Consider the following 18,394-nt stretch of genomic DNA (forward strand, 5'->3'; position numbering starts at 1 on the left):
TAGACAAGCCGTCGGCCCGGGGGGATGCACAACGGATCGTTCGCCTCCACCCGGACCGTTAAAAACGCCTCAGCGGAAAATCGACGTTCCCGCATAATAAGCGCGGTCGCCCAGCTCTTCCTCGATACGGATGAGCTGGTTGTACTTGGCGAGCCGGTCGGAGCGCGCCAGCGAGCCCGTCTTGATCTGACCGCAGTTGGTCGCCACCGCCAGATCGGCAATGGTCGCGTCCTCGGTCTCGCCCGAGCGGTGCGACATCACATTGGTGTAGCGCGCCCGGTGCGCCATATCGACGGCAGCCAGCGTCTCGGTCAGCGAGCCGATCTGGTTGACCTTGACCAGCATGGAGTTGGCCAGCCCCTTCTCGATGCCCATGGCGAGGCGCTTGGGGTTGGTGACGAAAAGATCGTCGCCCACCAGCTGGCACTTGTCGCCGATCTTGTCGGTCAGGATCTTCCAGCCCTCGAAATCGTCCTCGCTCATGCCGTCCTCGATCGACTTGATCGGATAGCGCGCGACGAGGTCCGCGAGATAGTCGGCCATTTCGGCCGGGGAGAGCGTCTTGCCCTCGCCGGAGATCACATAGCTGCCATTCTTGAAAAACTCGGTCGCTGCGCAATCGAGCGCCAGCACGACATTCTCGCCCGGCTTGTACCCGGCCTTCTCGATGCTCTGCATGATGAAGTCGAGCGCTTCGACCGTTGAAGCGATGTTGGGCGCAAACCCACCCTCGTCGCCCACGCCGGTCGCGAGACCCTTGTCGTGCAGACCCTTCTTGAGCGTGTGGAAGATTTCCGAGCCGATCTGCACGGCGTGGGCGATGCTCTCCGCGCCCACCGGCATGATCATGAACTCTTGGAAGTCGATCGGGTTGTCGGCATGTTCGCCGCCATTGATGATGTTCATCATCGGCACCGGCAGCACATGGGCAGAGACGCCGCCGACATAGCGATACAGCGGCAGGCCGCGCGCGTCGGCAGCCGCCTTGGCTGTCGCGAGGCTCACGCCGAGAATGGCGTTGGCGCCGAGCCGCGCCTTGTTCTCCGTGCCGTCCAGCTCGCTCATTGCGGCGTCGACATCGCCCTGATCCTCGGCATCCATGCCGGTGATCGCTTCGGCAATCTCGCCATTGACCGCATCGACGGCCTGGAGAACGCCCTTGCCGAGATAGACGGACTTGTCGCCATCGCGCTTCTCGACCGCTTCATAAGCGCCGGTGGATGCGCCCGAGGGAACGGCGGCGCGGCCGAAGCTGCCGTCTTCCAGCAACACGTCGACTTCCACCGTCGGGTTGCCGCGGCTGTCCAGGATCTGGCGGGCGTGAATGTCGAGAATTGCGGTCATGGCTGTGCCTTCCCCTTCCGTCTGGCAAATTATCGGCGCGGATTAGCGAGCGCACTCCCTCATGGCAATGGCGGGCGGCTCGGCTTATCTTGCTGTTTCTGTGCAATGGCGGGAACATTTGCCGCCGCAGGTCTGTTAAAGAGGGCGAGCCTTGCTATAACAGGCAAGCCTGTTCTGTATCAAAAGAGGAACCCGCCATGGCCGAGACCAATAGCACTGGAACGACCCGCAAGAGCACGTCGAAGGCGACGTCGGCGCGCAAGGCTGCATCTGATGCGACGAGCGCGAAGTCGGCTGCGCTGTCCACGGCAGCAGAGGCGCGGGGCGCGGAGACCGGATCGAGCACCGACTGGCGCGAGCAGGCCGGCGAATTTGCCGAGCAGGCTAAGGCCACCGCACGCGGTGCCGCCACGACGGCTAAGAACACGACAGGCGATGCCCTTCATGGCCTCTCGAAGCTGATCGCCGAGACCGCCGAGACCGTCGATTCCAAGCTCGGCCCGCAGTATGGCGATTATGCCCGCAAGGCTGCGGAAACCGTCGCCGGCGCGGCGGACTCGCTGGACGCCAAGGATATCGACCAGCTCACCGAGGAAGCGCGCAACTTCGTGCGCAAGAGCCCTGCGGTGGCGATCGGTGCGGCGGCTGTGGTTGGCTTTGTGCTCATGCGCATGATGCGGGGCTCATCGAGTGACAGCTGAAGCTGGAAAGGCCGGCCGGCATTGATCGATGAGTGACCCTGACACCATGCACACTGCGGCGAGCACCCCGCCGGACCCTGAAGACGCGCTTGAAAAGGAGACCATTGGCGAGAGCTTTTCGCGGCTGATTGCATCGGGCCGCGAACTCGCCGAGGCGGAACTGACGTGGGCGAAGCTCAAAGCGGCATTGATCGCCGCTGCGGCCCGCCGCGCGGCGCTTTTCGGCGTCCTCGCCTTTCTGTTCGTCAGCCTGGCGCTGGTTGCGCTGGTCGCGGCGGCGGTGATCGCGCTCGCGCCATCTGTCGGTTGGCTTGGCGCGGCTCTGATCGTAGCCGGAGTCCTCCTGCTGCTCGCTCTACTCTGCGGCCTGATGGTCAAGCGTGCCCTCTCCCCCCTCAGCAAGGCAGACCGGCCATGAGCAGCGCGCCCTCCCCCCTCGAACTGGCCGAGGCCCGCCAGCGCGCGGATGGCGCAAGAGAGCGCTTCCGCTCCGCATTGGACGGGGTTCGCGAACGGTTAGGCCCGGCGCACCTGAAGGACGACGCCGTCGAGGCGGTTCAGCAGAAAGTTTCGCAGGCCAAACAGGCCGCGCGGGGGACGCTGCGTCGCCATCCCGTCCTGACGACGCTGGGCGCGACCGGTGCGGTCGGTCTTCTCTTCTGGCGCCCTGTGCGATTCATCTTGCTCTACGTGATGCGTGGTGCTTGGCTCGTCTGGTTGAATCGCGCTCTGTGGAGCCAGAAAGAGGACAGTTGATCAGACGATGACCGCCCCGAAGACGAAGAAAGGCCGCCCAACGGCTTCTACGCTTGATCAGGTCAAGGACAAGGTCGGGAGCACGCTTGCCACGGTGCGCGAGCGGGGCGAGGACGTGGTCGCTGACACGCGGGAAAAGGCCTATCGCGCGGCCAATGAAACCAACCGGATGTTTCAGGAACATCCCATCGCGGCAGTGGCCGCCGCGGCCGCAGCCGGGGCCGTCATCGCCATTTTCCTGCCCAAGCTCGCCATCGGATCAGCTGCGGGCAAGGCCGGACGGGCGGCGCAGCAGGCCGTGCGAAACTCCGGCGCGCGCCAAGCGGCGCAGACCATGTTCGCCAATCTTGCAAAGACGGAAAAGGCCGCGCTTCAAACGGCGGCGGTCGAAGCCGCCCGCCTGATCGGCAAGCGCATCAAGAAGCCGCGTTCGGACAAGAAATCGGACGCCTAGGATCGCAAGGCCAGTGTTGCCATTCTTGGCAGAACCGGCCGAGGCTGCTAGCAAATCGACAACGCCCAGGCGCCTCTTGCCGGGCATAAATCCGGAGCACTTTCTTGAGCCTCATGCACCTCGTAATGGGCGGTCGCGTCAAAGACCCGCAGAAACTCGAATTCGAAGATCTGAACGCCATCGACATCGTCGGCATCTTCCCGAACTACGCCAGTGCCGAAGCGGCGTGGCGGGGCGCGGCGCAGCGGACCGTGGACGACGCCGAAATGCGCTATGTGATCGTCCATCTGCATCGCTTGCTCGATCCGAGCGCGGATGATGCCGAGGATCACGCTCACTGACAGACTGGTTCGGGTGGCGGTGCTAGACCAGCGCTGCCACGCCCGTCAGGACGCCCGGAACCGTCGGGCCAGCAAGGGGCGCGCGAGCAGCAGGCCGGCGATGAAGCCGCCGATGTGGGCGCCCACAGCGATCCCGCCGAAGAAACTGTCGAACCCGCCGGCCAGCGCGATTAGCAATTGCAGGATGGTCCACGCCGCGCCAAGCCAGACCATGCGCACGATATAGGCCGGGACAGGCCCGATCGCCTTTACGCCGCGCTGGCTGTAGATGAACGCATAGGTTCCGAGCACGGCGGAAATCGCGCCGCTTGCGCCGATCATCGGCACCCAGCCCTCCCCTTGCGCATAAAAGAAACTCGAAAGCCATTGCCCGAGCGCTGCGGCATAGGCGCCAACGACGTAGATCACCACGAGCCGGCTTGGACCGAGCAGATTTTCAACGAAGCGGCCGCAGAAGATCAGCATCAGCACATTGAAGGCCAGATGCATCCACCCGCCATGCAGCAGCGTAGCGGTGAGCGGCGTGATCCATAGCGGCAGCCACGGCACGTTGAAGGTCAGCGCTTCGGACGACGAGAGCAACGTGACGCGCTCGGAAATGAACCCGGCAATCAGCGCCGCTCGCCCCATCTCCCCGGCAAGATACAACGGCAGGAAGACGATAACGATGATCGCCGCCAGAATGTTGGTCGCCGGACCTTTGGGAAGCTGCATCGCGATGTCAGCCGGCTGCGGCGCGAACCGACAGCGTGAACGCTGCCGGTGCGGCAACCAGAAAAGACATAATCATGGCGCGACTGCGGATCAGATGAATTCGATCTTGTTGACCAGATAGAACTTGTCGCCGGACGGCACCGTCACCTCGACATCCTCGCCGACCTGACGGCCGATGAGGGCGCGGCCAAGCGGGCTGTTATAGCTGATCATGCCCAGCTTCGCGTCAGCCTCGGCCTGGCCGACGATCTGATAGCGCACCGGCTTGTCATCCTCGTCCAGCAAGGTGACCGTGGCGCCGAAGATGATCTTGTCACCAGACAGCGTCGTGGGATCGATAACCTGCGCGCGGGAGAGCTTGTCTTCCAGATCGGCGATGGTCGCCTCGACCTGGCCCTGACGCTCTTTTGCGGCATGATATTCGGCGTTTTCCGAAAGATCGCCATGGGCGCGTGCCTCCTCGATCGCATCCACGATCTTGGGACGCTCGGCCTTGAGCGCGCGGAGCTGGTCGGTCAGCTTGTCATAACCGACTTGCAGCATCGGCATCTTCTCAACGGTCGCCATCTCGACTCCCTATTTCCAGCGCAACAATGCGCGAACTCCCTAGTCCGCCGGGGATCCGGTCGGCCCGCAACTGATTTCTTGTGTTCTGGAAGATCAGTCGTGCGACGCCTGATAATAGGATTGCAGCGACTTCACTTCAAGAGGACGCGCACGCAAAGCCTCAATTGCGTCCACGGCGGCCAGACTTGCCGCCGCGGTCGTGAAGCTCGGCACCTTGCCGCGCAACGCGCTCGTGCGGATCGCCTTGCTGTCCTTGAGCGACTGCCAGCCTTCCGTGGTGTTGAAGATCAGGTCCACTTCGCCATCTGCAATGCGGTCCACAATATGCGGACGGCCCTGCGCGACCTTGTTCACCTTCTCCACCGGCAGGCCGTTCTCTGCGAGGAAATCGGCCGTTCCACCCGTTGCGACGATCTTGAAACCGAGATCGGCAATCTTGCGGGCCCCGGGCAGGATCACGCTCTTGTCGCTATCCTTAACGGAGATGAAGACCGTCCCCTGCTTGGGCAGCACCGTGCCCGCGCCGATCTGCGCCTTGGCGAAAGCAGTCGCGAAATCGCTGTCGATGCCCATGACCTCGCCGGTCGACTTCATCTCCGGGGAAAGGACCGGATCGACGCCGGGGAAGCGATTGAACGGGAACACGGCTTCCTTGACCGCAATATGGCGAATCGCATTGCGGTCGATCTTCGGCAGGCTCGCGAGCTTCTCGCCGGCCATCACCCGCGCGGCGATCTTGGCGATCGGCGTGCCGATGGCCTTCGCCACGAACGGCACCGTGCGCGACGCGCGCGGATTGACCTCGATGAGGTAGACCAGCCCATCCTTGACCGCGAACTGGATGTTCATGAGGCCCCGCACGGAGAGCGCGCGGGCCAGCACATCGGCCTGCCGCTCGATCTCGGCGATGAGATAATCGGGCAGGCTGTAAGGCGGCAGCGAGCAAGCGCTATCACCGGAGTGGACGCCGGCTTCCTCGATATGCTGGAGCACGCCGGCGACGACGACATCCTCACCATCGCACAGCGCATCGACGTCAACCTCAACGGCATCGCGCAGATACTGGTCGATCAGCACCGGCGAGTCGCCCGAGACCTGCACCGCCGTGGCGATATATTCCTCGAGCTGAGCCTGGCCGTCGACGATCTCCATCGCCCGGCCACCCAGCACGTAGCTCGGGCGCATCAGCACCGGATAGCCGATGCGATTGGCCACCGCGATGGCTTCTTCCCGGCTGCGGGCGATGCCATTGGCCGGCTGTAGCAGGCCCAGTTTCTCGATCAGCGCCGCGAACCGCTCGCGATCTTCGGCAAGGTCGATGGCATCCGGCGAGGTGCCGAGGATGGGAATGCCGGCCTCTTCCAGTGCCTGCGCCAGCTTGAGCGGGGTCTGCCCGCCGAACTGCACGATCACGCCAACAAGCTCGCCCTTCGACTTCTCGACATGCAGGATCTCCAGCACATCTTCCGCCGTCAGCGGCTCGAAATATAGCCGGTCGGACGTATCATAATCGGTGCTCACCGTCTCCGGATTGCAGTTGATCATGATCGTCTCATAGCCCGCATCTTCCAGCGCGAAGCAGGCGTGGCAGCAGCAGTAATCGAACTCGATGCCCTGGCCGATGCGGTTGGGTCCGCCGCCCAGGATCACGACCTTGCGCCGGTCGCTCGGCTGGCTCTCGTCCTCCGGCTCGCCGAAGCTCGGCGCCTCATAGGTCGAGTACATATAAGGCGTCTTAGCTTCGAACTCGGCCGCGCAGGTGTCGATCCGCTTGAAAACCGGACGCACGCCGAGCTTGTGGCGCAGCGCGCGCACTTCCTTCTCGGTCACGCCGCCAGTCATCGCCACAACGGCATCGCGGACGAGGCCCGAGCCGCGCTTGATCGCGTTGTCCATGCCGCCGGGAATGTTGGCCGACTGCAGCGCCAGCCAGGCAAGGCGCTTGTCCGAGAAGCCCATGGACTTGAGCTTGCGCATGGCCTCCGCATCGCGCGGCAGGCCATTGGCGAGCACGCCCTTCTCGGCCTCGACGATCTCGGCAAGGCGCTGCAGGAACCAGGGGTCGAACTTGGCGACGGCGTGGATTTCATCCACGCTCAGCCCTTCACGCAGCGCCTGCGCCGCAATCAGCAGCCGGTCCGGAGTCGGCTGACCCAGCGCCGCAACGATCTGCTCCTTGGGCGCCCCGACCAGATGATCGACCTGATTGAAACCGGCGAGACCCGTCTCGAGCCCGCGCAGGGCCTTCTGCATGGATTCATGAATATTGCGGCCAATTGCCATCACTTCGCCCACGGACTTCATGGCGGTTCCGAGCAGCGGCTCAGCGCCCTTGAACTTCTCGAAGGCAAAGCGCGGGATCTTCGTCACGACATAATCGATGGTCGGCTCGAAGCTCGCCGGCGTGACGCCGGTGATGTCATTGGTGATCTCGTCCAGCGTGTAGCCGACCGCCAGCTTGGCCGCGACCTTGGCGATCGGGAAGCCAGTGGCCTTGGATGCCAGCGCCGAGGACCGCGACACGCGCGGGTTCATCTCGATGACGATCAGCCGCCCATCCTTGGGATTGACTGCAAACTGTACGTTGGAACCACCTGTTTCCACACCAATTTCGCGCAGCACCGCAATGCTGGCGTTGCGCATGATCTGATATTCCTTGTCGGTCAGCGTCAGCGCCGGCGCGACAGTGATGGAGTCGCCCGTGTGGACGCCCATCGGATCAACATTCTCGATCGAGCAGATGATGATGCAGTTGTCCGCGCGGTCGCGAACCACTTCCATTTCATATTCCTTCCAGCCGAGCAGCGATTCCTCGATCAGCACTTCGGTGGTCGGCGACGCATCGAGACCGGTGGTCACGATGCGCACGAACTCTTCCTTGTTATACGCGACGCCGCCGCCGGTGCCGCCCATTGTGAAGCTGGGGCGGATGATCGCCGGCAGGCCGGTGAACTCCAGCGCGGCCATGGCTTCGTCCATGGTGTGCGCAATGCGCGAGCGGGCGCTTTCAAGGCCGATCTTGTCCATCGCGTCACGGAATTTCAGCCGGTCCTCGGCCTTGTCGATCGCCTCGGCATCGGCGCCGATCATCTGCACGCCGTATTTCTCCAGCGTGCCATCGTTGAACAGCGCCAGAGCCGTGTTGAGCGCGGTCTGCCCGCCCATCGTCGGCAGGATCGCGTCAGGACGCTCCTTCTCGATGATCTTGGCGACGATCTCCGGCGTGATCGGCTCGATATAGGTTGCATCGGCCATTTCCGGATCGGTCATGATCGTCGCGGGATTGGAGTTGACCAGAATGATCCGGTAGCCCTCTTCCTTCAGCGCCTTGCAGGCCTGCGTGCCCGAATAATCGAACTCGCACGCCTGGCCGATGATGATCGGGCCAGCGCCGACAATGAGGATCGAGGAGATGTCTGTTCTTTTTGGCATTATTTGTTCCGAGCCTCGTTCCCGGTGGAACCGATTTGAAGATCCTTGCGCGATCGCACCTTGTCGAGCGCGCATTGAAGGGCATTGGTCTCGCTGACCGATGGCAGGGCCTCGCGTCGCAGCATGTCAAAGCTCACCCGATCCGTGCCATGAGCCACCAGCCGGACGACCTGGTCGGCGCGGCAGGTGGCGACCATATGATCGAGCTGACGCTGCAACTGGCCCTGATCGCCTGCCGCGCCCGCCGCAAGGAGCGCGAGCGCAATCACGCCAGCCCCTCCACGAACCGCTGGAACAGGTAGAAGCTGTCCTGCGGACCCGGCGAGGCTTCGGGATGATATTGCACGGCGAAGGCCGGCTTGTCCGTGAAGGCGATGCCGCAGTTGGAGCCGTCGAACAGGCTCACATGGGTCTCGACGACATTGGCCGGCAGCGTGGCCGTATCGACCGCAAAGCCGTGGTTCATCGAGGTGATTTCCACCACGCCGTCTTCCAACCGCTTGACCGGGTGATTGGCGCCGCGATGGCCCTGATGCATCTTGGTGGTCTTCGCACCGGCGGCCAGCGCCAGCAGCTGATGACCAAGGCAGATGCCGAAGATCGGGACATTCTCGTCGAGCAGCTTGCGGATCACCGGCACGGCATAGTCCGCTGTCGCCGCAGGATCGCCCGGGCCGTTTGAGAGGAACACGCCAGCGGGGTTGAGCGCCTTGATCTGATCGTAGGAGGCCGTGGCCGGCAGCACCGTGACCTTCGCGCCGGCCTTAACGAGGTTGCGGAAGATATTGTCTTTCGCGCCAAAATCCATGGCGACGACATGGGGCCGCTCGCCCGCTTCCATCGCCTCATAGCCAAAGCCAAGGCGCCAGGCGCCGCCGGTCCACTCCCGCTGTGCGCCGGTCACCTCGATAGCGAGGTCCATGCCCTCCAGGCCCGGCCAGGTCTTCGCCTTCTCGTGCAGCGCCGCGAGATCGAACTGGCCCTGCGGATTATGGGCGATCACCGCATTGGGCGCGCCCTTCTCGCGGATCAGGCGGGTCAGGGCACGCGTATCAACACCGGCGAGACCGATCCGGCCATTCACCTTCAGCCAGGCATCAAAGGGCTGGACGTTGCGGAAGTTGGACGGCGCGGTCACATCCTCACGCACGATGCACCCAAGCGCCCAGGGCTGCTGGCACTCGACGTCATCGGCATTGGTGCCGACATTGCCGATATGCGGGAAGGTGAAGGTGATGATCTGCCCGGCAAAGCTCGGGTCGGTCATGATCTCCTGATAGCCGGTCATCGCGGTGTGGAAGCACAGCTCGCCAACCGCGTCTCTCTCGGCACCGAATCCGCGCGCGAAGACGACGGTGCCATCGGCTAGAACCAATACCCCCGTCGCTCCTTTGGGCACGGTCGGGTATTTGGCGTTCGCCATGGCTGTCTGATCCTTCGCTTTTTGCTTTCTGGCAGGCGCCCCAAGCGCCCGGCTAAACGGCCGGCTCACTATGGGTTCACACATGCACGGTCAATCTATTAAAAATTCCGCATCGCCGCTATATCTGATCCTTTCCCGCACGGTGACTCGGAGATTACGTGATGATTCGCGACGGCATCAAGGCTGCCCAGATTGAAGCGATGAAGGCCGGCGACAAGCCCCGGCTGGCCGCTGTGCGCCTGATCCTGGCCAAGCTGAAGGACCGCGACATCGAACTGCGCACCGCCACCATCACGCCCGATGACGACGTGATTGTCGTCGATGTGCTGCAGAAGATGGTCAAGCAGCGCCGCGAATCGATCACCATGTACGAACAGGGCGGCCGCGCCGAGCTCGCCGCGCAGGAGCAGGCCGAGCTTGAGGTGATCGAAGGCTTCCTGCCCAAGCAGATGAGCGAGGACGAAACCCGCGCCGCGATCGAGGCCATCAAGGCCGAAGTGGGTGCGTCGTCCGTGAAGGACATGGGCAAGGTGATGGCCGTGCTCAAGGACCGCCACGGGACTGTGCTGGACATGAGCAAGGCCAGCGGTCTGGTGAAGGCGGCGCTGGGGTGATTGGGGGGATCGGCCCCTCTATTGCACTCTTCTCCCCTCCCGCGTGCGGGAGGGGTCGGGGGAGGGCATGATTTGGCCCAACCGCGCCAACACCGATCGTGCACGCGAACTTCGCAATAATGCGACAGATGCCGAGCGCAGGCTTTGGACCGCCATCAGCAATCGCAAAGTCGCCGGCACTCGGTTCAACCGGCAGGTGTGCATCGGTCCTTATGTCTGCGATTTCGTTGCCCGCACGCCACGCCTGATCGTCGAGGTGGACGGGGGCCAGCATGACGAAGACGGCGAGATGGATCAAGCGCGGACCGCATGGCTTGAGGCGCAAGGTTATCAGGTGCTGCGCTTTTGGAATCATGATGTGCTGGGCAATGTCGAAGGGATCGCGCTAGAGATCGAGAGAGCGCTTGCCGCCCTCCCCCAACCCCTCCCGCTAGCGGGAGGGGAGCGATCCGTTACAAAGGGGCGCATGAAATGAGCCTCACCCCGCAATGGCTGGACGAACTCCGCGCCCGCACCACCCTCTCCACGCTCATCGGCAAGACGATCAAGGTCCAGAAGGCCGGGCGCGAATATAAGGCGTGCTGCCCTTTCCACAACGAGAAGACGCCCAGCTTCACGATCAACGACGAGAAGGGCTTCTACCATTGCTTCGGCTGCGGGGCGCATGGTGACGCGATCCGTTGGATGACGGATCAGCGCGGCCTGCCCTTCCTGGATGCGGTCAAGGAGCTTGCCGCCGCCGCCGGGATGGAGGTGCCCGCGCCCGATCCGCGCGCCGCCAAGCGGGCCGAGCAGGCGAAATCGCTGCATGACGTGACCGCCGCGGCGCAGAACTGGTTTGAGGATCAGCTTGGCGGGCTCGATGGCGCCGAGGCGCGCGCCTATCTGCATAAGCGCGCGCTTACGGACGCGACCCGCCGCGCGTTTGGGCTGGGTTTCGCGCCGGATAGTCGCGGCAAGCTCAAGACCGCGCTACGCGACTTCCCCGAGGACATGCTGGTCGAGGCCGGCATGCTCATCCGGCCGGAAGACAGCGAGCGAGACAGTTACGATCGTTTTCGCGGGCGTTTGATGATCCCCATCCGCGACCAGCGCGGGCGCGTGATCGCCTTTGGCGGACGGATTCTGGGCCAGGGTGAGCCCAAATATCTCAACTCGCCCGAGACGCCGCTGTTCGACAAGGGTCGCACGCTCTTCAACCTCGACAAGGCGGCGCCTGCCGCGCGCAAAGCGGGCCGCATCATCGTCGTCGAGGGCTACATGGACGTGATCGCCATTGCCCAGGCTGGCATTGCCGAGGCTGTGGCCCCCCTGGGCACAGCGCTAACGGAAGCGCAGATCGAGAAATTGTGGAGCATGGTGGAGACGCCGATCCTGTGCTTCGATGGCGATAGTGCCGGGCAGCGTGCGGCGATCCGTGCCGCCCACCGCGCTTTGCCGCTGCTGCGCCCCGGTCACAGCCTTGCTTTTGCGACGCTGCCGGCCGGGCAGGATCCTGATGATCTGTTGCGGGCCGAGGGGCTTCAAGCCTTCGAGGCTGTGCTCGCAAGCTCGATCCCGCTGGCGGACCTCATGTGGAGCAGCGAGCATGATGCCGCGCCGCTGGCCACGCCGGAAGAACGCGCTGGCCTCAAGCAGCGTCTCAATGCGCTCGCCGCCACAATCGCCGATAGCGACATCCGGGCGCTCTATTCTCGCCTGTTCAAGGAGCGTTACGACGCGCTGTTCTTCGCGCCGCGCGCCGCGTCCAACGCCCGCTTCGAGGGGCGATCGGCCAGTCGCGGGGGCGGCACGATGAAGGGTGGCCGCTGGATCGCCCCGCCCCCGCCGGCTACACAGGATGCCAAGGCGATCCGCGAAACCGGCGGAGACATGCTGCTTTTACGCGCCGTTCTGGCCGGCCTCTTGCGCTTTCCGGGCGAGATCCTCGTCCACCGCGAGGCACTGGACAGCCTCTCACCCCCCGACTCCGGGCTGGCAAATTTGTTGGACGCTCTGCTCAAAGCAGCCGATCGCCAAGAAACTGTTGAAACCGAGGCGCTCCTTACCATATTGGGCAGCACTGAGCTGTATAATATGGCGAAGGGGTTGCTCCGCGCCGACGCGCTGCATTTCACCCTCACCCAGGCCGAAGCCGACGGATGGCGTGCACAGCGCGATCTGGCGGAAGCCATCGGGGTGCTGGTGGCGATGCCGCGAATCGAAGCGGAGCTGGCGGCGGCGACGAGAGCGATGGCGGAGAATCTGGACGAGGCGAGTTTCGCCCGCCAGCAAGCCCTGCGCAAGCTCAAGGAAGACCTGGCGGCACGAGCCGCCGAGCTGGCCCAACCCCTCGAAGAGTGAATAACAGGCCCGCGCGGCACCGCGCTTGGCCCGGAGCAAGGCAACGCATGGCGACGAAGATCAATGGAAACGCTGGAAACCCGGAGAGTGGCGAAGAGGGCGGCGATGCCCCCCTTCTCGATCTCAACGAAGCGTCCATCAAAAAGCTGATCGCCCGTGCCAAGAAGCGTGGCTACATCACCTATGACGAGCTGAACAGCGCCCTCCCGCAAGGCGAGATGTCCTCCGACCAGATCGAGGACATCACCTCGGCGCTTAGCGACATGGGCATCAACATCGTCGAGAACGAAGAACAGGGTGATGACGGCGAAGAGCAGCCCGAATCCGAAGTCGAGTCCATCGACAATGGTTCGGACGAGGAAGACGGCTCCGGCAATGTCGCCGAGAAGAAGCAGACGACGACCGACCGCACCGACGATCCGGTGCGCATGTACCTGCGCGAAATGGGCGCAGTGGAACTGCTCAGCCGCGAGGGCGAGATTGCCATCGCCAAGCGGATCGAGGCCGGTCGTGACACCATGATCCTCGGCCTGTGCGAAAGCCCAACGACGTTCAACGCGATCATCGGCTGGTCAACCGCGCTCAACAATGGCGAGATGCAGTTGCGCGAGATTCTCGATCTCGACGCGATGCTTTCCAAGGACCCGGCGCCGGAAAGCCTGTCGGAAGACGGCGAAGACGACGATGGCGAGATTTCCGAAAAGACCGCCGGTCCCTCGTTCAAGGACGAGGACGAGGTAAAGGATGAGCCGGAAGCCGACGGTGACGACGATGATTCCATGGTCGAACGCCGCACGGCGCGCCAGGAAGAGGACGACGAGGAGGATAACACCCTCTCGCTCGCCGCCATGGAAGAGCTGCTCAAGCCCGCCGCGCTCGAGAAGTTCGCGAACATCACCGAGCTGTATGGCAAGTTCGGCAAAATCCAGCAGGCCCGACTGGTCGCGCTCGGCAATGGCATGGAATTCCCGGCCAAGGACGAAGCGAGCTACCACAAGCTGCGCGAGGACCTGACGGCAGAAGTCGAAAGCGTCCAGTTCCACCAGCAGAAGATCGAATATCTCGTCGATCAGCTTTACGCCTTCAACCGGCGCCTGACGACGCTGGGCGGCCAGATGCTGCGCCTCGCCGAGCGCCACAAGGTCCCGCGCAAGGACTTCCTCGACCAGTATGTCGGCCAGGAGCTGGACGATGGCTGGCTGGAGAAGGTCAGCAAGCTCGACAAGAAATGGGCGGCCTTTGCGGCCAATGAGGTAGACGCTGTCGAGCGCATCCGCGCGGAAGTCTCCGAAATCGCGCAGTCGACCGGCACATCCCTGCCCGAGTTCCGTCGCATCGTGAACATGGTGCAGAAGGGCGAGCGCGAGGCGCGCATTGCGAAGAAGGAAATGGTCGAGGCCAATCTCCGGCTCGTGATCTCGATCGCCAAGAAGTACACCAATCGCGGCCTGCAATTCCTGGATCTGATCCAGGAGGGCAATATCGGCCTGATGAAAGCGGTGGATAAGTTCGAATATCGCCGCGGCTACAAGTTCAGCACCTATGCGACCTGGTGGATCCGCCAGGCGATCACCCGCTCGATCGCCGATCAGGCCCGCACCATCCGTATTCCGGTCCACATGATCGAGACGATCAACAAGCTGGTCCGCACCAGCCGCCAGTTCCTCCACGAGCAGGGCCGCGAGCCCACGCCCGAGGAAATGGCCGAGCGCCTCTCCATGCCGCTCGAGAAGGTCCGCAAGGTGATGAAGATCGCCAAGGAGCCGATCTCCCTCGAGACGCCGATCGGCGACGAGGAAGATTCGCACCTCGGCGATTTCATCGAGGACAAGAACGCGATCATTCCTGTGGATGCCGCCATCCAGGCCAACCTCAAGGAAACGGTCACCCGCGTCCTGGCGAGCCTCACCCCGCGCGAGGAGCGCGTGCTGCGCATGCGCTTCGGCATCGGCATGAACACCGATCATACGCTGGAAGAAGTCGGCCAGCAATTCTCAGTGACGCGCGAGCGCATCCGCCAGATTGAGGCAAAGGCGCTGCGCAAGCTCAAGCACCCGAGTCGCAGCCGCAAGATGCGCAGCTTCCTGGACCAGTAAGATCCGAAATCAGATCAGGCGGCGGAGGCGTTGCGCGCTTCCGCCGCCTTTTTCGTGCGCGCAATACCTGCCAGACCCAAGAACCTTAGCATGTCTACGCGACCTGCGCGGCCGAGCTAATACTCTGAAATAAAACAGGCTCGCGTTGCTTGGTTGGAGCGTTTTCAACATCTTGTTAACTTCCTGCGCGTTACATCGCCGCGGGGAAAATTGCCGGCCCGTCGGTTCGGCATTCTAAGGCTTGATATGGACCCGCGCCCGCTTGATTTCGTTGAGACCGGTCTTTCCGCCCGAGTGCTTGCGCTTGTGGAGAGCGAAGGGTCCGCGACACATTCCTACTGCGCGCCCGTGCTGGCCGGCGAGCGGATATCCTTTGCGCGGCACTCGGCCGACTTTGCGGACTTCATCCACCTTCTCGTTCTGCTCCACGGCCAGATCCCGGGCGTTGTCGATCATGCCGCTGTTCACACCGCAGAGCCGGTCGCCCGCGATTGGCTGATCCGCTCGACCAGCGCCTTTGCCGAAGAACGCGACTATATGCATCGCCTCTGCGCTGCGGCCGGGCCGGTGCCGAGCACGCCGCGTCATAGTGAGGCGACTGCGGCCATCGCCCAGCAAAGCCATGCCATTGAGATGCTTGCTCAGTCCGAACGGCGCGGTTGCGCGCTCGGCACGGCGATCACGCTGGTGCTGGAATGGCAGGCCATCCGCAAGATCCTCGACGTCGGTGCGCTCAGCCTCGGCATTGAGCCGGCCGAAACCACCCTCCCCAGCCAGTCTGACACGGTGGCTCTGCTGGACGACCTTCCCCAGGTCGAGCGCTTCTCGCGTGCCGTGCAATTCGGCGCCGATCAGTTGCTCGTGCAGCATCGCGGCATGTGGAACTTGCTCAAGGCCAGGGCTGGCGCGCGACAGAGCAGCCAGTAAGATCGAGTGAACGCCGGGCTTATGCTGGCGTGGTCTTTCTCCTGCTCATCACCGAGCCCATGCTGGCGGCCACCACCATTGCGATGCCGGCGAGTTGGATGGCGCTGAGACGTTCGCCCAGCATGAACAGCCCGGCCAGAACGGCGAAGGCCGGTTCGAGGCTGGTCAGCACCGCAAAGTTGCGGGCTGGCAACCTGGGCAACGCATAAAGCTCCAGCGACAAGGGAATGGCTGCGGACAGGATCGCCACCAGCAGCGCGAGCGGAAGCAAGGCAGGCGCGAAGAGCCCCACCCCGTTCTGCATCATGCCCACCGGTACGACGAGAAGCGCGGCCACGCAGAGCGACAAGGCCGCACCTCCAGCGCCGAAGGATGTGGCCACCCTGCGGCCGCACAGGATGTAGCCTGCCCAGCAGGCTGCAGCGATGAGCGCGAACAACAGCCCCACCGGTTCCAGCACCCCTTTGGCGCCATCGGCACCCACCAGACACCAGATGCCGAGGCCCGCCAGCGCGACCCAGAACAAGTGGACGGCACGCTTCGCCATGCAGGCGGCGAGCGTCAATGGCCCTAGAGATTGGATGGAGATTGCGATGCCCAGCGGCAGATGCGCGATGGCGAGGTAGAAAAAGAGAATAGCCCCCGCAACGCAGGTACCAAGGCCCAGCAGCGCCAGCCAGTCCGGCCGCGCAGGCCACGCCCGCCACGGCCGGACCAACACCAGCAGAATGAGCGCCGCGAACAGGATGCGCAGGGCTGACGCGCCGATCGGCCCGACCGAGGGATACAGCCCCTTGGCGAAAGCCGCCCCGAACTGGAAGCAGGCCGTCGATCCGACCACAGCCAGCACCGGCAACAGCGCCAGCCCCGCCGCCGGTTCTGAGTCACCCTTCATCCTCCCACCGCTCAGTAAAGCAGATGTGCCGCGCGGGTCTCCGCCCAGGCACGTTCGTCAGCCCCGGCAATATCATCCAAGTCTGCCGCCGTCGCGGCGCCGTCATCCACCCACTCGCGCAGCAAGGGCGATCCATTGATGACGTCGATGGGCAACTTGCCGATCTCATATTCATAAGGGAAATCGCGCCAGAGCGAATAGTCCGGGTACAGCGCGCGGATCGCCTTGAAGGCCAGTGCCTGCACCCGCCATGGGCGGAAGGCCTGATGCGCGTAAGCCGGCCCTTCGGCGTGGATATGGACGCCGGCGCACAAGGCGCCGACATGCTTGTGAAAGGTCGGCTCGAACCAGCAGTCGCGCAGGATGCATCCTGCCAGCCAGTGCGACGCCAGCGCCTGCATCTTGCCGATCACCTTGCGCGCGTCGATATCGGGCGCGCCGAACAGCTCCAGCGGGCGCGTCGTCCCCCGCCCTTCCGATAGCGTCGCGCCTTCCAGCATCACCGTCCCGGCATAACAGCGGGCCATGTTGAGATTGGGCGCGTTGGGGCTGGGATTGACCCAGATGCGCTCAGTGGGCCAGCCGAAGCCCGGCGGCGCGTCAGGCGCATAACCCTGCATGGCGATCACGCGATAACCCACGTTCAGGCCGAAATGCGCAATGAACCACTGCCCCAGTTCGCCCATGGTGAGGCCATGGCGCATGGGCATCGGCCCGGCACCGACGAAGCTCTCCCAGCCCGGCCGGAGGGTTAGCCCCTCGATAGGCCGCCCGGCGGGATTGGGCCGGTCCAGCACCCACACGCTCTTGCCGGCCTTTTCCGCCGCCTCGAGCAGATAGAGCAAAGTCGTCACGAAGGTGTAGATGCGGCAGCCTAGATCCTGCAGGTCGACGAGGAATATGTCGGCCGAGTCCATCATCTGCGCCGTCGGCCGGCGGACCTCGCCATAAAGGCTGAACACCGGGATGCCGTGAGCAGGATCGATGAAATCCGGCGATTCCATCATATTGTCCTGCTTGTCGCCCCGCAGGCCATGCTGCGGCCCCATGGCGGCGGTCAGCCGGATGTCGCCACAGGCCGCCAGTGCATCGAGCGCGTGGGTGAGGTCCGCGGTGACGGAAGCGGGATGCGCCAGCAGACAGACGCGCTGGCCGGCAAGCGGCGCACGCAGCGCAGGGTCGGCCAGCAGGCGATCGAGACCAGTCAGAAAGCTCATGCCCGGTCCACTGGCGGAAGCCGCAGCGCGAAGCAATCCCGGTGGTGAAAGTCTGGCCGTCCGGGTGGATGCGCCAGCGCCCAATAGCTCAGAGAGCCGTTCGCCTCCTCAATGACCGCGCTGGCGCCGATCGGCCCTGATCGATCCCACACCAGCGCGTCTTCGGGAAGGCGGATGGACAGCGACAGCCGCTCGGCATCTGCCGCCTGCAGGATACGCGGCGCGGGGATCTCGAAGGGCCTCATACCGGTGCGATAATGGTCGAAATGATAGGCCGCGAAGGCGCCGGAAGGCGAGAAATTATACTCGGCATAGGCATCATCGTCCTGCGCCACGAACAGCTCGAAGCAGGTGGTGCGCCATAGCTCATCGGTATGAATGCCTGGCGCGGCCTTGGGCAGACGCAGATCGACAATCCGACTCATCGCCACGAAGCCAATCTCCCAACCATGATCGTCGGTCAGCTCAATCTGCATGCCCAGCGCCGCCAGTGCATCGCAGGGCGTATCCGGATGGCAGACCAGAGCGGCGCGGGCCAAAATACTACTCATCCTTCCCATCCCATGCTAA

General features: G+C 63.7%; 19 protein-coding genes. 10 read left to right on the top strand and 9 right to left on the bottom strand.

The window, feature by feature from the left end:
* Window positions 1-69: 69 nt before the first annotated feature.
* Window positions 70-1,344 carry a phosphopyruvate hydratase gene (gene eno / locus M2331_RS08700; protein ID WP_181559913.1) on the bottom strand — a complete coding sequence of 425 codons (1,275 nt, stop codon included), beginning with the start codon at window positions 1,342-1,344 and terminating at the stop codon, window positions 70-72.
* Between the two features lie 197 nt (window positions 1,345-1,541).
* On the opposite strand from eno, the gene M2331_RS08705 reads away from it, so the two are divergent.
* From M2331_RS08705 to M2331_RS08725, 5 genes are all read left to right on the top strand, one after another.
* The gene (locus tag M2331_RS08705) at window positions 1,542-2,045 is read left to right on the top strand and encodes a hypothetical protein (protein ID WP_181559914.1); all 504 of its coding nucleotides are present in this window, start codon (window positions 1,542-1,544) and stop codon (window positions 2,043-2,045) included.
* A gap of 28 nt (window positions 2,046-2,073) precedes the next feature.
* Window positions 2,074-2,463, top strand: a complete 390-nt coding sequence (locus tag M2331_RS08710; RefSeq protein ID WP_181559915.1) for a phage holin family protein — start codon at window positions 2,074-2,076, stop codon at window positions 2,461-2,463.
* Window positions 2,460-2,801, top strand: a complete 342-nt coding sequence (locus M2331_RS08715; protein WP_181559916.1) for a hypothetical protein — start codon at window positions 2,460-2,462, stop codon at window positions 2,799-2,801. Before M2331_RS08710 ends, M2331_RS08715 begins: the two co-directional genes overlap by 4 nt.
* A 7-nt stretch (window positions 2,802-2,808) precedes the next feature.
* Window positions 2,809-3,255 carry a DUF883 family protein gene (locus tag M2331_RS08720; protein ID WP_181559917.1) on the top strand — a complete coding sequence of 149 codons (447 nt, stop codon included), beginning with the start codon at window positions 2,809-2,811 and terminating at the stop codon, window positions 3,253-3,255.
* 104 nt (window positions 3,256-3,359) lie between these two features.
* Complete coding sequence (locus tag M2331_RS08725) at window positions 3,360-3,596, top strand: DUF4170 domain-containing protein (RefSeq protein ID WP_181559918.1); 237 nt, start codon at window positions 3,360-3,362, stop codon at window positions 3,594-3,596.
* 45 nt (window positions 3,597-3,641) lie between these two features.
* On the opposite strand, the gene M2331_RS08730 is transcribed toward M2331_RS08725, so the two are convergent.
* The 5 genes from M2331_RS08730 to carA form a co-directional block, all read right to left on the bottom strand.
* Window positions 3,642-4,310 (bottom strand): rhomboid family intramembrane serine protease, encoded by a 669-nt coding sequence (locus M2331_RS08730; protein ID WP_181559919.1) that lies wholly within the window; start codon window positions 4,308-4,310, stop codon window positions 3,642-3,644.
* A gap of 90 nt (window positions 4,311-4,400) precedes the next feature.
* Window positions 4,401-4,877, bottom strand: coding sequence for a transcription elongation factor GreA (gene greA, locus M2331_RS08735; protein WP_181559920.1), 477 nt, complete (start codon window positions 4,875-4,877; stop codon window positions 4,401-4,403).
* 93 nt (window positions 4,878-4,970) lie between these two features.
* Complete coding sequence (carB, locus tag M2331_RS08740) at window positions 4,971-8,309, bottom strand: carbamoyl-phosphate synthase large subunit (protein ID WP_181559921.1); 3,339 nt, start codon at window positions 8,307-8,309, stop codon at window positions 4,971-4,973.
* Window positions 8,309-8,578, bottom strand: a complete 270-nt coding sequence (locus tag M2331_RS08745) for a hypothetical protein (RefSeq protein WP_181559922.1) — start codon at window positions 8,576-8,578, stop codon at window positions 8,309-8,311. Before M2331_RS08745 ends, carB begins: the two co-directional genes overlap by 1 nt.
* On the bottom strand, window positions 8,575-9,732 hold the full coding sequence (gene carA, locus M2331_RS08750; RefSeq protein ID WP_181559923.1) for a glutamine-hydrolyzing carbamoyl-phosphate synthase small subunit: 1,158 nt from the start codon (window positions 9,730-9,732) through the stop codon (window positions 8,575-8,577). Before carA ends, M2331_RS08745 begins: the two co-directional genes overlap by 4 nt.
* A 161-nt stretch (window positions 9,733-9,893) precedes the next feature.
* Between carA and M2331_RS08755 the strand changes: the two genes are divergently transcribed.
* The 5 genes from M2331_RS08755 to M2331_RS08775 all read left to right on the top strand — a co-directional run bounded on the left by M2331_RS08755 (window position 9,894) and on the right by M2331_RS08775 (window position 15,712).
* Window positions 9,894-10,346 (top strand): GatB/YqeY domain-containing protein, encoded by a 453-nt coding sequence (locus tag M2331_RS08755; RefSeq protein WP_181561436.1) that lies wholly within the window; start codon window positions 9,894-9,896, stop codon window positions 10,344-10,346.
* 67 nt (window positions 10,347-10,413) lie between these two features.
* A complete protein-coding gene (locus tag M2331_RS08760; RefSeq protein ID WP_181559924.1) occupies window positions 10,414-10,821 on the top strand; it encodes an endonuclease domain-containing protein in 408 nt (135 codons plus the stop codon).
* On the top strand, window positions 10,818-12,689 hold the full coding sequence (dnaG, locus tag M2331_RS08765) for a DNA primase (protein ID WP_181559925.1): 1,872 nt from the start codon (window positions 10,818-10,820) through the stop codon (window positions 12,687-12,689). Before M2331_RS08760 ends, dnaG begins: the two co-directional genes overlap by 4 nt.
* A gap of 47 nt (window positions 12,690-12,736) precedes the next feature.
* Entirely contained in the window at window positions 12,737-14,785 is a 2,049-nt protein-coding gene (rpoD, locus tag M2331_RS08770; protein WP_181559926.1) for an RNA polymerase sigma factor RpoD, read from the top strand.
* Between the two features lie 246 nt (window positions 14,786-15,031).
* A complete protein-coding gene (locus tag M2331_RS08775; protein WP_181559927.1) occupies window positions 15,032-15,712 on the top strand; it encodes a DUF6975 family protein in 681 nt (226 codons plus the stop codon).
* A gap of 19 nt (window positions 15,713-15,731) precedes the next feature.
* Here M2331_RS08775 and M2331_RS08780 read toward each other — a convergent pair whose 3' ends face one another.
* From M2331_RS08780 to M2331_RS08790, 3 genes are read right to left on the bottom strand one after another with little or no spacing between them, the layout of a single operon-like run.
* Window positions 15,732-16,607 carry an EamA family transporter gene (locus M2331_RS08780; RefSeq protein ID WP_181559928.1) on the bottom strand — a complete coding sequence of 292 codons (876 nt, stop codon included), beginning with the start codon at window positions 16,605-16,607 and terminating at the stop codon, window positions 15,732-15,734.
* Between the two features lie 11 nt (window positions 16,608-16,618).
* Window positions 16,619-17,824: an exo-beta-N-acetylmuramidase NamZ domain-containing protein gene (locus M2331_RS08785; protein ID WP_181559929.1), complete on the bottom strand. Its 1,206-nt coding sequence runs from the start codon at window positions 17,822-17,824 to the stop codon at window positions 16,619-16,621.
* Window positions 17,821-18,375, bottom strand: a complete 555-nt coding sequence (locus M2331_RS08790) for a DOMON-like domain-containing protein (RefSeq protein ID WP_181559930.1) — start codon at window positions 18,373-18,375, stop codon at window positions 17,821-17,823. The genes M2331_RS08785 and M2331_RS08790 overlap by 4 nt, the downstream gene beginning before the upstream one ends.
* Window positions 18,376-18,394: the final 19 nt, after the last annotated feature.

Source organism: Sphingobium sp. B10D7B (assembly GCF_025961955.1).
In the GTDB taxonomy this organism is placed as follows: domain Bacteria; phylum Pseudomonadota; class Alphaproteobacteria; order Sphingomonadales; family Sphingomonadaceae; genus Sphingobium.

Coding starts and splice junctions, on each gene's coding strand:
- eno (WP_181559913.1), bottom strand. CDS start 1,344: ATGACCGCAATTCTCGACATTCACGCCCGCCAGATCCTGGACAGCCGC.
- M2331_RS08705 (WP_181559914.1), top strand. CDS start 1,542: ATGGCCGAGACCAATAGCACTGGAACGACCCGCAAGAGCACGTCGAAG.
- M2331_RS08710 (WP_181559915.1), top strand. CDS start 2,074: ATGAGTGACCCTGACACCATGCACACTGCGGCGAGCACCCCGCCGGAC.
- M2331_RS08715 (WP_181559916.1), top strand. CDS start 2,460: ATGAGCAGCGCGCCCTCCCCCCTCGAACTGGCCGAGGCCCGCCAGCGC.
- M2331_RS08720 (WP_181559917.1), top strand. CDS start 2,809: ATGACCGCCCCGAAGACGAAGAAAGGCCGCCCAACGGCTTCTACGCTT.
- M2331_RS08730 (WP_181559919.1), bottom strand. CDS start 4,310: ATGCAGCTTCCCAAAGGTCCGGCGACCAACATTCTGGCGGCGATCATC.
- greA (WP_181559920.1), bottom strand. CDS start 4,877: ATGGCGACCGTTGAGAAGATGCCGATGCTGCAAGTCGGTTATGACAAG.
- carB (WP_181559921.1), bottom strand. CDS start 8,309: ATGCCAAAAAGAACAGACATCTCCTCGATCCTCATTGTCGGCGCTGGC.
- carA (WP_181559923.1), bottom strand. CDS start 9,732: ATGGCGAACGCCAAATACCCGACCGTGCCCAAAGGAGCGACGGGGGTA.
- M2331_RS08755 (WP_181561436.1), top strand. CDS start 9,894: ATGATTCGCGACGGCATCAAGGCTGCCCAGATTGAAGCGATGAAGGCC.
- M2331_RS08760 (WP_181559924.1), top strand. CDS start 10,414: ATGATTTGGCCCAACCGCGCCAACACCGATCGTGCACGCGAACTTCGC.
- dnaG (WP_181559925.1), top strand. CDS start 10,818: ATGAGCCTCACCCCGCAATGGCTGGACGAACTCCGCGCCCGCACCACC.
- rpoD (WP_181559926.1), top strand. CDS start 12,737: ATGGCGACGAAGATCAATGGAAACGCTGGAAACCCGGAGAGTGGCGAA.
- M2331_RS08775 (WP_181559927.1), top strand. CDS start 15,032: ATGGACCCGCGCCCGCTTGATTTCGTTGAGACCGGTCTTTCCGCCCGA.
- M2331_RS08780 (WP_181559928.1), bottom strand. CDS start 16,607: ATGAAGGGTGACTCAGAACCGGCGGCGGGGCTGGCGCTGTTGCCGGTG.
- M2331_RS08785 (WP_181559929.1), bottom strand. CDS start 17,824: ATGAGCTTTCTGACTGGTCTCGATCGCCTGCTGGCCGACCCTGCGCTG.
- M2331_RS08790 (WP_181559930.1), bottom strand. CDS start 18,375: ATGAGTAGTATTTTGGCCCGCGCCGCTCTGGTCTGCCATCCGGATACG.